Genomic DNA, 13,153 nt, shown 5'->3' on the forward strand with positions numbered 1-13,153 from the left:
ATTTTTAAAAAGTTTTTAAAATAGAAGATCCTTTTGTTTAGTCAGGCGAATCACGAATGATTCGCCTTTTTATGTGAGCTTTCAAGTATAATGAATAAGGTGATAATAAGGTATATGATGATTCATTGATAGAAAAAGCGAAAAAAGAAAATAATACAGAATAAAAAGAGGTTAATATATGAGTAAAAAAAGTTTTGCTGATTATGCATTAAGTAAAGAAATTGTAAGAGCACTTACTGGTTTAGGATATGAACATCCAACGGAAGTGCAAGGAGAGGTTATTCCAGTTGCCTTGCAAAAGAAAGACCTTGTCGTGAAATCACAGACTGGAAGTGGAAAAACCGCTTCATTTGGCATACCACTTTGTGAAATGGTGGAATGGGAAGAGAATAAGCCACAAGCTTTAGTTTTAACACCGACGAGAGAGCTTGCGGTGCAAGTAAAAGAAGACATTACGAATATAGGTCGTTTCAAAAGAATTAAGGCCGCTGCAGTTTATGGTAAATCTCCATTTGCACGTCAAAAATTAGAGTTAAAGCAAAAAACACATATTGTAGTTGGGACTCCTGGCCGTGTGTTAGATCATATTGAAAAAGGTACCCTTTCTTTAGAGTGTTTGAAGTATTTAGTTATTGATGAAGCGGATGAAATGCTGAATATGGGTTTTATCGATCAAGTAGAGGCAATTATTGACGAATTACCTAAAAAACGAATGACAATGCTATTTTCAGCAACACTTCCAAAAGATGTTGAAAAGTTATCTCGTACGTATATGGATTCGCCAACGCATATTGAAATTAAGGCTACCGGGATTACAACAGATAAAATTGAACATACACTTTTTGAGATGAGAGAAGAGGAGAAGCTTTCACTTCTTAAAGATGTAACAACGATTGAGAATCCAGATAGTTGTATTATTTTTTGCCGTACGCAAGAAAATGTAGATCACGTATTTCAGCAGTTAAAGCGGGTTAACTATCCTTGTGACAAAATACATGGTGGTATGGTACAAGAAGATCGTTTTGAAGTTATGGACGATTTTAGAAAAGGAAAGTTCCGTTATTTAGTAGCGACAGACGTAGCTGCTAGAGGAATTGATATTGATAATATTACACATGTTATTAACTATGATATTCCATTAGAAAAAGAAAGTTATGTACATCGTACGGGAAGAACGGGACGAGCTGGTAATAACGGGAAAGCTATTACATTCATGACGCCGTATGAAAATAGATTTTTAGAAGAGATTGAGGAGTACATTGGCTTTGAAATTCCAAAGGCACTTGCACCTTCAAAAGAAGAAGTTATGAAAGGGAAAGCAGTATTTGAGGAAAAGATACATGCTAAACCAATTATAAAGAAAGATAAAAATGCAGACCTAAACAAAGGAATTATGAAATTGTACTTTAATGGCGGGAAGAAAAAGAAAATTAGGGCGGTAGATTTCGTCGGTACAATTGCTAAAATTAAAGGTGTTACAGCAGAAGATATAGGAATTATTACAATACAAGACAATGTTTCTTACGTTGAAATATTAAATGGAAAAGGACCACTTGTTTTAAAAATTATGAAAAACACAACGATTAAAGGGAAACAATTAAAGGTTCATGAAGCAATTAAATAAACAAAAAAACTATCCACTTCAAACAGGTGGATAGTTTTTTGTTTAAGATTCTTTGAGATCATCAACTAATTTTTCTGCTAAACGTCTATACATATTACTCATAGTCACGAAGGATGTTAGTAATAAAAACCTTTCTAGTGTTGGATCTTCTAAGGAAGAAACCTCATTCACTTCCGTAACACGCTTATTTACGTCTTGCTTAAAGCTTTCCACATTGGTTTCAGTAAGAGAAAGATAATCTTTATATAGAGTATTTAATTCGAATGTATCATCGTTTATTAACGGTGCATTTATATTTTCTAAGGAGCTTTTTATATCATTAATGGAAAGAGCTCCTTTTAATTGATAAATTAAGCTGATTAAAATCATATGTTCTTTGGAATACTTTTTATTTTTGATAGGGATGAATAATTTCCCTTTTGCGTAATTGTTAATCATTGTTTTTGTTAATACTTTTTCATCATCAGTTCTCGTTGTATCCGCATAAGTATTCTCAAATAGTTGGACAACTTGGTCTACATATAAGTCGACATTTGGGATATCCTCAAGTTTAATACTTTTTTCTAAATGTAATGATTCAAGTAATTTATTTATATTTTCCACGTAGAACCCCTCACTTTTATAACTTAGTGGAACTTAATGTTTAGTATATCTTTAAATATGGTATTACGAAACAAATGAATTGTAAATGTTGACCCGCACGGATAATGTGTATATAATTACATGTAGTTATGAAAACTACATGTAATTATATGAGGGGTGTTTATATGAATGTTTATGTAAGAGAACCGGTTAATGCATTTACTCACTTAGGAGGAGCTGTATTATCATTTATTGCATTATTAGCTATGCTTGTGAAAGTTTCTGTTAAGATGCCATCTGTTGCTGCAATTACAGCTGTTATTTTATTCGGTATCGGGATGATGGTCCTTTATATGGCATCAGCTGTGTATCATAGTGTCGTAGCCAGTGAACGTGTTATTTATTTCTTTAGGAAGCTAGATCATTCTATGATTTTCATATTAATTGCAGGTACATATGCACCCTTTTGCTTAATTACATTAAATTCGGCAAATGGTTTACTATTATTTTGTTTAGTTTATGCAACGGCAATTTGTGGTATTGCTTTTAAAATGTTTTGGTTTAATTGTCCAAGATGGTTATCGACAGCAATTTATCTTCTGATGGGTTGGTTAATTGTTCTATTCTTTGCACCGCTAGCTGAGAATCTAAGTACAGGAGGTATTATTTTCTTAGTACTTGGAGGCATTTTTTATACAATTGGTGGGTTTATTTACGGTGCGAAGCCAAAATGGTTGGAGTTTAAATATATGGGACACCATGAAATTTTTCATGTTTTTGTATTGTTAGGTAGTCTTGCGCATTTTCTAAGTGTATATTGTTACGTAATTTGATCAAAAAACGCCACGCGATGTCTGTTATGTGGCTTTTTTTTATTACCAGATTTGAATCGTGTATTGTACAAAAAATCATGGGATAAAATGTAAGTTTCTGTGTTCGCATAATAAACATATGATAAGAAATATGTGATATACTTTGAGAAGTTTATAATGAATGAAATATGGAGGACTATAATTATGGCAATACTTGTAACAGGTGGAGCAGGATATATTGGTAGTCATACATGCGTAGAATTACTAAAAAACGGTTACGAAATTATAGTAGTAGATAATCTTTCGAATAGTTCAGTAGAGTCTATAAATCGAGTGACAGAGATAACAGGAAAACAGTTTAAATTTTATAAAGAAGATATTTTAAATCGAGAAGCACTTGATACGATTTTTGAAGAAAATACAATTGAAGCTGTTATTCACTTTGCAGGCTTTAAGGCTGTAGGGGAATCAGTAGAAATTCCGTTAACGTATTATCATAACAACATTACAAGCACACTAGTGCTATGTGAAGTGATGCAGAAGCATGATGTGAAGAAGATGATCTTCAGTTCGTCTGCAACAGTGTATGGTATTCCAGAAACATCACCAATTACGGAGGAGTTTCCATTAAGTGCAACGAATCCATATGGTCAAACGAAATTAATGATTGAACAAATTATGCGTGACGTAGCATTTGCGGATGCAGGATGGAGTATTGCATTACTTCGTTACTTCAACCCATTTGGTGCACATGAAAGTGGACGTATTGGAGAAGATCCAAACGGAATTCCAAATAACTTAATGCCATATGTAACACAAGTAGCAGTAGGGAAGTTAAAGGAATTAAGTGTATTTGGAAATGACTATCCAACAAAAGATGGCACGGGTGTCCGTGATTATATTCATGTTGTAGATTTAGCAAATGGCCATGTAAAGGCGCTTGAAAAGGTACTTGGCACTACTGGGATAGATGCATACAATCTCGGTACAGGTACTGGTTATAGTGTGTTGGAAATGGTTGAAGCATTTGAAAAGGTTTCGGGCAAAGAAGTTCCTTATAAAATTACGGAGCGTCGACCTGGTGATGTGGCAGTATGTTTTGCAGATGCATCGAAAGCGAAGCGTGAATTAGGATGGGAAGCAAAACGCGGGTTAGAAGAGATGTGTGCAGACTCTTGGAGATGGCAATCGAATAACAAAAATGGCTATCTAGAAGTTTAATAAACAGATAAAAAAATGACCTTTTGCGGGAGCAAAGGGTCATTTTTATTTATTTATTTCCATTAAGTTTATTAGCAAATTTAGTAAAGAAAGTTCGCCGTTTTATAGGAGTATTTGACTGACAAAACGTATAGTAATCAATATCTTTAATGTAAGTAAAGAGTCTCGAAATAGCATATAAGAATGTAATAGAAGATCCGAGTGCAAAACTAATACCGTAACCATTGAACCCAAATGGAAGTAGAAGAAGACTTAATAACAAATTTGCAGAAAAGAACAGGGCTGATGTTCGAAATGCCCCTTTACGATCTTCAAAATATAAGAGTAGTAACGTGATAACAAGGACCATCCCGTTTGCATAAGTACCAATTATAGTCAGCTGCAAAATAGAGTATTCAAGTGTTACGTTCCCAGATTGTGAACTAAACATCCATATTATAAAAATAATAAGTAAAGAAAAAATACCTTGATTACGAAGTATTCGTTCCATTTCTTGCTTTAGGACAAAGTTCATTGATTCTTTTAATTGTAAAATTGTATTTAATGTCGCCCCATTGTTAACTGAACCGAAGAACTTCTTATACCGTTCATAAAACCTTGTTTCAATGGATACTACGAAGAAAATATAGGTCGGGATAATGCTTAAATAAGCCCAGAAAACAGATGTATCATAAATTTGATGATAAATAAACGTGTTTTCAATATTTCCTCGCCCTTCTCCGAACCAAATAACAAAGTTACATACCCAAATGCCAATATTGTAAAGTAAGCTTGACCAAAATAGTTCTGGATATTTATCTAAATAAGAAAGAAAGGTAAATTGTTCAGTAGCATCACTATTTGGAAAAATTCGTACAATAACTATACTTAACCACACTAATGTAATGAAAGTCCCGATTGTAAAAGAAATTAAAAGTAATAGGGCCAATCCGTGTTCTATTCCAAGTGTTGGATGCCAGTAAGCGATAAGTGCAATTCCAGATAAGGAGAAAATGGAACCAATTAAAAATGCAAGAGCGATGGACTGATAATCTTTAGCTGCTGTTAAATAAATGGATTGAATCCAAATGATGTTTAAAGCTAAAAATAAAAATAGCATCACAATTTTATAATACAAGGCTAATGGTGTAAAAATTGCAAACAAAATCCATAAGATAATAGCTAAAAAAAGTGTGATTTTCGTCATTCCTAAAAAGGAAGAAAATACTTTATCAGCTTTTTGCTCGTATAAAAGGTCGGCCACATATCTAGTTACGATGAGCTGCAAGGCACCATATATGATTTGAGAAAAAATGAAGCAGTATGAAATTGAAATTGTGAAAAGGCGCTGTTCCTCAATTGAAATAGAATGGAACAAACTTAAAATATATCGAATAGCTGTTACTGCTAAAATAACGACTAACCAAGGACCAGCTGTAACAAATAATGAAAATCCGTACGCTTTTATTCTGGAAGAATAGTAGTCTTCTTGGAATAATTTTTGTAAACGAAATCCTATCCCTGCCATGTTTTTTTACCTCTTTCTAAGTAAAGCTTACGATAACTATCAACGACACCTGATAATTGATAGTGCGCTTCAATACGATTGCGCCCGTTATCCCCAAATTGTTGAATGGATTCAGGGTGACGATAATACCACTCTAAATGAATGGCAACTTGTTCAGGAGATACAGGTGGTACAACAAATCCACATTGTCCGTAAGGATCTTCATCTTGTCCGTAAATTAATTCCTTACAAGAGCCGACATCTGTAACAACCCATGGTAATCCTGCTGCCATTCCTTCTAACATAGCTAATGGTTGTCCTTCAGATATACTTGTTAATACGAGAATATCTGTTTGTTTTAAGTAATCTTTAATATTTACTTTGCCGGTCATTATTACATGCTCTTCTAATCCTAATTGTTGAATTAAATCACGACATTCCTGAGCATATTCTGCTTCTTCCGTATCAGGACCTAGTAAGTAAAATGTAAATGGAATATCTTTTTCTAATAATAATTTAGCTGCATAAATCATTGTTTTTACATCTTTAATTGGCACAACTCGTATAATAGCGGAAATGATGAGTTTATCCGAATTGTATTTTGTTTTACGTAACCCTTTATAGTCAGATAAAGTAACGCCATTTGGAACGATTTTTAGTTTATGGGCCGGAGCACCTAATTCTTTTTGATATGCACTATTTCGGCCGAACAACGTAATTACATCAGCGGCTTGTTCATATGCTTGATGAGACAAGTGATGAAAGAAAGAAACCCATCTTTTTTTATATTCAATTGGTATCCAAGTAGATTGTAGTATTTCTTCTTCACGCTCCCGAGAATAAATACCGTGTTCAGTTAGAATAAATGGTATATCGGACTTGGCACTAATTGCAGCACCAAGCAATCCACCATACCCTGTCGATACAGAATGAATAAGATCTAATTCAGGAAAATCAATTTGTAAAATTTGAATGATCGGTGTGAACATAGATCTCCACATCCAAAAGTAATTTAAGAAGGATCCACTACTTTCTTCATATAAATAGCTTTCTTTAACAATTGCATAAAACTCACGGCTTTCGAAGAAGGAATGGAGTGTTCCTAGCTTTTGTTTATTTCCTAATATTTGTAATGCTGTTGTATCGTTAGCTTGAAATGTAAACCATTTTTGAAGTGTCTGTACTTCTTGTTTAGTTAAATTAGTTTTTATATGTTTTGCTTCATTTTCTGATTGCAAAGGAATCAGAATGATGTCTTTTACATTGCTTGGAATTTCATATTGATATTCATCTTCTGTTTTTACTTGAGGGACTATCGCGAAAATCGTAAATTCATGTTCTTTAAACTGCTGGATAATCATTTGAACCCAGCTTGCTACCCCTCCACTTACAAAGGGATAGCTGCCTTCAACAACCAAACCTATTCTCATCTGTTATGCTCCTTTAATTGAAATTGTAGCGCTGGCTTTCGTTAACGTAACGCTATAAATTTGGGAATCAAGCTTTTTAACTGTACCGTAAGAGAATGAGCCAGGTTGTATTTTCTTACCTTCTTCTACACGTATAATTGTTGAAGTATGGTTTGGTAAACCTTTATATGCAATGTGAACAGCATCATCTTCATAAGAAACATCTAGGTCACCAGTTTGATAAATTTTCATAGAAGCAGTTGCTTCACTTTGGGTCATACTTTTTATATAAGGATATCTTTCTCGTATTTCTTTAATTGTCTTTTTATAAGCTTTAAATAATTCTTCCCATGTTAAATTACCTGAGCGTTTTTCATCAAGGATATCATCTGGATGGACGAAATGTGAGATAACCCCTAAATTTGCGGTAACATCAGTTAAGATAAATTGCTCTTCATCTGTGATAGCATAGCCGCTCGTAATGCGCGGGAAGTGATAAATGTTTTTATTATGTTCATCTGGTCCAAATTCTTGAATTAAACTACCATTACTTTTACTTCCCACATATAGAGAAGCAACTGTTTCCATAGTTGGAACCGCGTCGTTTAATGCACTTAATCCAGCTGTATTTATAATATTGGATGGTGGTACATAGGTTTTTAATTTTTCGTTTGGAAAGAAGTTATACACGAGTTTTTGCAGAGCATCTAAGGAGCTCTCCATATCCTCTTTTGAATTCCAGGGAACATATTCAAGTGCTTTATCTACTGGATCTGGTGGTAATAATAAAGGTTGATGGTTATAGCCATGAATGCCTATTTCCCCGCCGTGACTTAGTAATTCTCTCCCAAATAATAAATAGGTATTTCTATTTTTACCTGTAAAATCTTCAAAGGGTGGCGTTACTTTATTTTGGTACGTCCCAATGGCAACACCCGTATATTTAATATCAAGATCTTCAGAGATATCCTTCATATTTTTCCACCAATGTTTTTTATAAAATTCTTCAACAGAAATTTTTTCTTTCGTTAAGTTTTTTAGTTCTCCACTTGGAATCGGAGATGGGAAGTCATCGATATACAAAATCTCCGCTCCAAGTTGTGCTGAAGCGAAAGTCGGGAAAATAGTACCCAGGGATTGAACGAACATACCTCTACCTAATTTATCGTTCAATGCTGTTGTATTCCAATATAAGACTTTTCCTTCACCGTAGTCATTGGTCCAAAGGATGGGAGTATCTTCCGCTGTAATCCAAGTATTAGTTGTATTCTCATCTAGCGTAATATTCATTGAGCTATGAGTAAACAATGGAGAAGAACTTGAGAGATCTGGATAACCAGGGAATAAAACTTCTTCAAAGGTTAATCCTTTCGCATCTTTGAAACCTTCTTTTTGGGTAATACCAAATAATGTGTTCCAGGAAGGATCTGAATCAAGTCGGTTTGCGATAATAATTCTTCCGCCCATTTGTACAAAATTTTGAATATCAGCTTGTGGAAGTTGCTCCATTATTTCACCTGTAATAATAATCCCTGTATAGGGAGAGGGAGTAAGTCCCTTAATTTCATTAGCTGTAATATCTTTATAGTGTAGGTGTGCGTAATCCATTGCCTTCTTCGTATTAAATTCGACTTGTTGCCCTAATGTATTATCCGTTTTTAAAACGTATAATTGCATTTTTTGTCCATTTTGAGCTACATCTTTTGCTTTGAGTGTTTTAACAGTATCTGTTTCTTTAGTTTTAGGAACAGAAAACTTTTGATAAAAATTTTCTGTTCGATATATAAGGATGGATAAAATTAAGAGAAATAAAATGATACTAATAATCCCGATATATATATTAATCCCCTTTTTCAATGTGTGCGCCTCCAAACTGCCTTACAAATAATTGATATTTACGCGGTAGTATATGAACTCTTTTTGCATCTGTTAGATTATTGATTAAGTTATAGAGCTCGTCCCATAACTGTTGTTCATAATATATTTCAAGTAAACCAACGTAACCGTAATATGATTCAGGATAGAAATGAATAAGATTTAAAAATTGTTCTTCAGACTTTGCATATTGTTTTGTGTGTAGAAACAGATTTCCAAGATGGAAAGGGTAAAGAGGTTCGTTAGGGAATAGTTCTACACCTTGTGTAATAAAATTCATAAATTCAGCGATTATTTTTTCTTTTTGCTGATTAGAAAGAAGACCACTGTTTATATATCTTAAATAGTTAGAAACCAATTCTTTTGCAATTTCATTTTGTGGATTTTGTAGAAATTGCTTATTTAAGTATTCGATTTGTTTTTCGTACCGTTCATTTATTAAATTAATAGTAGTTGCTGCGTAATGCACAGTTTCAGGATCTTTATGGTGAATGGCTTCTTTCAATAAGCCTCCTTCATTAGCAATAGAGGAGGAGCTTAACTGTACAATGAGTTGTTTATGTAATTCAGGCTTATCTAGTTCTAATCCAGAAGAAAATGAAATTAAGTCCATATCTTGTTTTGCTGATTCCAAAATATCTTCGTAATTATCAACGTGAAAGGCAACATAATCAGAGTATTGCTGTAACCACTCGGTTTTGGAACGTCTTATATTAAGTAATAACATGATTGCTGATACAATAAGTCCGATAAGCGGGAAAAGAAGAGATAGAATCAAGCAAAATTCAATAATTCCTTTTTTATCTTTAGTAATCAAACTTTTCGTAAATCGAAATAAAAGAAAAACCAAAATAACATAAATAAAATAAAGAAGGAGTAAAATCATTAGACTATCACTCCTTTAGAAGAAAGAGCGTTTTGTATACGAGTTTGAACTTGTATACAAAACTGTTCTTCAGTGCCAGGTAATAAAATCATGATTTTCTGCTCGGTTGTGCTATAACCGAATATATCGATATCTCGCAAATAGTCTTTTAAAATAGAATTTATCATTCCTAAATAATCTTGTGGAGCATTGAACTCAAAATAGGAATATGGATAAGATAATGTTTCGTAACGTTTCTTTTCTATTTTTAGTAAATGTTCAAATTCATCTTCATAATAAATGCTTGTTTTAGGGAATGTGCGATCCTCTTGACTGGATAGCCAAAGATTAGAAGCATTTTGTAAACGATCACCCATCCAGCGTAAATACCATGTGAAAAGTTCGAATTGCTCAGAAGTTACTTTTGAAAATTCGATTTCGTCTAATATAATGACGTATTGTACATCATCTTGGAATAGGACGGGACCAACTAAAAGTGGAGCGTCTTGAAAATCCTCATCTGTACGGAAAAAAGGTCGATTATGCGCTAGCGCATTTTTGATGACTAAGGAAGCGTTTTTAACGAAAATAGATTGAGATAATGTATTTTTACCAGTTTCAGCTCTTAATTTAATACGAAGCGATTGTTTATTGTTATCAACGTGATAGATACCAATTTTTTTTGCTCCAAAATACATTTTTAATACATTCATTCCTTCATCGAGTACAATTTCAGGATGTGTATGATTTAAAGCTTTAAACATATGATACATTTTAGATAAGTGGTTATTTGATTCAAGTACACGAGAACGTAGTGTAATACGTGTTTCATCCAATTGTTTCACGACATATTTTAATTCTTTATTTTCAGCTTTCAACTCATTATTTATCATATGTACATCTTCATAACGTTCTTTTTGTGCAGTGCTCATCAGTCCACAGCATAAACTAATAACAAGTAAGAAAATCCAACTTATCCAGTAATCTAATGAATAAAAGTACAGTAATACATCATTTTCTTTATATATACCGCTTACAAAAATATAAATCATTGCTTCCAGAAAGGCGAAAAGGGCAATAGATATGCCATACCGGCTAGAAATAATTAATGTAATAAATAAGAGTAGGAAGTATTCATACGTTGGTGTAAGAAAATCAGTTAGTATTGATAGAAAAAATAGTGCAATAAAGAGAATCGTAGGTTCAATCATCTTTTGGAATATATTAGATTGTCTATAGTGCATAAAAAAAAACCTTCTTTCGTTTGCAAATTTAATTTTGAGGAATAGTACACTGAAATAAAATACATAATTTAAAAGAATTATTTTAAGATATATAATATATAAAGCCCAAATCATTTTATCAACAGAGATGTAGTAAATTCAAGTGAAATAAATTCTAATTTCTGTTAATGTATTGAATTTATTGGGATTTTTATAAAAAATCGAGTTTGAAAAAATGTAGAATGTTATGGTATTACTATATTTGTATTAATATTTAAAACAATAGAAAATTACAGTTGTATAGGGGGTAATATTATTATGGAGTGGAAACGTTCCATATGCTTTTTAGCTATATTTTCTTTTATTTTTTCCTCAAGTACATCCGCACAAGCAAATGTTGTGGAACCAGTTTTAAAAAATGTACGAAGTTATAAAATTTATTATGGTGAAGCAAATGAGCAAGTAATTGAGAGACTTTCAAAGTATGACATGGTTATTATAGAGCCATATGCATTTACGAAAGAACAGGTTCAGCAATTAAAAAAATCAGGAACGGTAGTTCTTGGCTATGTTAGTGTTTTAGAATTAGAATCGTGGCATAAATCGCAAGTAGTTGAATCAGACTATTATTATAGAGATGGTAAGAAAATGAAGATTGAGCAGTGGGATACATATATTATGGATTTAGCTGATGAACACTACCGTGGGATTGTTGTGAATAAGGTGAAACAGCAAGTTATTGGAAAAGGAATAGATGGGGTGTTTTTAGATACAGCTGGTGATATTGATGACTATTTTTATGATCAGCCGTCTACACAAGGGAAATTTCGAGAAGCATATGTAAATTTATTAAAAGAAATTAAAAGTGTTGATTCCAACCTGCTTCTTATACAGAATTGGGGATTTGACACAATCAAAAATACATCCTTGAATTTTATACATGGTGTATTGTGGGAAGACTTCAATAAACAAGTTATTGCGAAAGATGAATGGAATCAAAATTGGATGCGCTATTTTAAACAGCAAAGCAATAAAATTGTAACGTTTACCGTGACCCCAGATAATGTATCTAAAAAATATAGTTCTACAAATGGATTTGTTCCTACAATAAATCCGAATGATATTTATGATAAATAGCAAGTGTTCAAAATGAGAAACTATCAAGATTGACTATCACGCTTTAGGTCAGTAATACGATTATCTTATAAAGATAAATGTATTACTGACCAGCCCCTTTCACATAATAGGGGAGATTTAATGAATTAGAACGAGTTGTTTATGGTATACTGTATTACCTTCTTGGCTTGTATATGGCGGGATACTTCGCCCAAAACAATTTGCAACAATATTGGAGTGGCCAGGATAAGAAATACGAATTTCATACAAATCAATAGAGTCATCTAAATCAGCATAAAAAACTGCTAAGTGGTTACCTTGTAAAATATATGGGAATGCTACTTCCGTATTTTCACCAATTAGTACAGGTAATTTTACAGGATTAGAATAGTTAGACCAATCCCAAACCTCTATAGTTACATGGTGTGTGTAATATGCATCTAAATTTACAATGTTTACTACTGCTGAAACGGTTACAGGCTCTCTTGTTAATACACCTGTGGAGTGAAAAACAAAATGATTTGGATAATGAAGAGGCATAAATATCAAACCTTTCTAAATTAATATGAGTGTACGATATTCTATGCAAATAATTAATAGAATGAGATAGGAAAAATGTATCATTCTACTAATTTTTTATAGAAATTCAAAACATAGTATTGAAAAGTATTCCAACACTTGTATCATTGTTAGAGTACGTTTATAATCAAGGAATCCTATTTCATGTTTTGATAGGGTTATTTATTATTGAAAGCGTTTTAAATTTGTTGTTTTTTAAGGTAGGAAGTCTGACTTATTCAGATTAAAAATTATGTATGTAGTTTTAAATAGGAAGAAAAATAATAAAGTGAAACTTTAATCAGTGGGGGGTGTTCATCCCCACTGATTATTAGCCTTCACCAATCGGGCTTTACGGGCAGTTGATCTCCCACTTAACTTC

General features: G+C 32.8%; 11 protein-coding genes. 4 read left to right on the forward strand and 7 right to left on the reverse strand.

Annotated features, from left to right (window positions below; genetic code table 11):
* Positions 1 to 178: 178 nt before the first annotated feature.
* Positions 179 to 1,624, forward strand: a complete 1,446-nt coding sequence (locus tag JFU18_RS15825) for a DEAD/DEAH box helicase (protein WP_201034575.1) — start codon at positions 179 to 181, stop codon at positions 1,622 to 1,624.
* A gap of 42 nt (positions 1,625 to 1,666) precedes the next feature.
* Here the strand turns inward: JFU18_RS15825 and JFU18_RS15830 are convergent, their stop codons facing one another.
* Complete coding sequence (locus tag JFU18_RS15830) at positions 1,667 to 2,227, reverse strand: DUF1836 domain-containing protein (RefSeq protein WP_201032227.1); 561 nt, start codon at positions 2,225 to 2,227, stop codon at positions 1,667 to 1,669.
* 164 nt (positions 2,228 to 2,391) lie between these two features.
* Here JFU18_RS15830 and trhA point away from each other — a divergent pair, with 164 nt between their 5' ends.
* Both trhA and galE read left to right on the forward strand, forming a co-directional pair.
* Positions 2,392 to 3,039: a PAQR family membrane homeostasis protein TrhA gene (gene trhA / locus JFU18_RS15835; RefSeq protein WP_002016441.1), complete on the forward strand. Its 648-nt coding sequence runs from the start codon at positions 2,392 to 2,394 to the stop codon at positions 3,037 to 3,039.
* Between the two features lie 183 nt (positions 3,040 to 3,222).
* A complete protein-coding gene (galE, locus tag JFU18_RS15840) occupies positions 3,223 to 4,239 on the forward strand; it encodes a UDP-glucose 4-epimerase GalE (protein WP_201032226.1) in 1,017 nt (338 codons plus the stop codon).
* Positions 4,240 to 4,288: 49 nt separating this feature from the next.
* Here galE and pelG read toward each other — a convergent pair whose 3' ends face one another.
* From pelG to JFU18_RS15865, 5 genes are read right to left on the reverse strand one after another with little or no spacing between them, the layout of a single operon-like run.
* Complete coding sequence (gene pelG / locus JFU18_RS15845) at positions 4,289 to 5,746, reverse strand: exopolysaccharide Pel transporter PelG (protein ID WP_201034574.1); 1,458 nt, start codon at positions 5,744 to 5,746, stop codon at positions 4,289 to 4,291.
* Entirely contained in the window at positions 5,734 to 7,155 is a 1,422-nt protein-coding gene (gene pelF / locus JFU18_RS15850; RefSeq protein ID WP_201034573.1) for a GT4 family glycosyltransferase PelF, read from the reverse strand. The genes pelG and pelF overlap by 13 nt, the downstream gene beginning before the upstream one ends.
* A 3-nt stretch (positions 7,156 to 7,158) precedes the next feature.
* Positions 7,159 to 8,991 carry a DUF2194 domain-containing protein gene (locus tag JFU18_RS15855; RefSeq protein ID WP_201032223.1) on the reverse strand — a complete coding sequence of 611 codons (1,833 nt, stop codon included), beginning with the start codon at positions 8,989 to 8,991 and terminating at the stop codon, positions 7,159 to 7,161.
* Positions 8,975 to 9,895 (reverse strand): tetratricopeptide repeat protein, encoded by a 921-nt coding sequence (locus JFU18_RS15860; RefSeq protein ID WP_201032222.1) that lies wholly within the window; start codon positions 9,893 to 9,895, stop codon positions 8,975 to 8,977. The genes JFU18_RS15855 and JFU18_RS15860 overlap by 17 nt, the downstream gene beginning before the upstream one ends.
* A complete protein-coding gene (locus JFU18_RS15865) occupies positions 9,895 to 11,118 on the reverse strand; it encodes a GAF domain-containing protein (protein WP_201034572.1) in 1,224 nt (407 codons plus the stop codon). Before JFU18_RS15865 ends, JFU18_RS15860 begins: the two co-directional genes overlap by 1 nt.
* Positions 11,119 to 11,415: 297 nt before the next feature.
* Here JFU18_RS15865 and JFU18_RS15870 point away from each other — a divergent pair, with 297 nt between their 5' ends.
* Positions 11,416 to 12,234 carry a glycoside hydrolase family 191 protein gene (locus JFU18_RS15870; protein ID WP_201034571.1) on the forward strand — a complete coding sequence of 273 codons (819 nt, stop codon included), beginning with the start codon at positions 11,416 to 11,418 and terminating at the stop codon, positions 12,232 to 12,234.
* Positions 12,235 to 12,351: 117 nt separating this feature from the next.
* Here JFU18_RS15870 and JFU18_RS15875 read toward each other — a convergent pair whose 3' ends face one another.
* Positions 12,352 to 12,753, reverse strand: a complete 402-nt coding sequence (locus JFU18_RS15875; RefSeq protein WP_201034570.1) for a hypothetical protein — start codon at positions 12,751 to 12,753, stop codon at positions 12,352 to 12,354.
* Between the last annotated feature and the right edge of the window lie 400 nt (positions 12,754 to 13,153).

The organism is Bacillus sp. TH22 (assembly GCF_016651015.1).
Lineage (GTDB): Bacteria > Bacillota > Bacilli > Bacillales > Bacillaceae_G > Bacillus_A > Bacillus_A mycoides.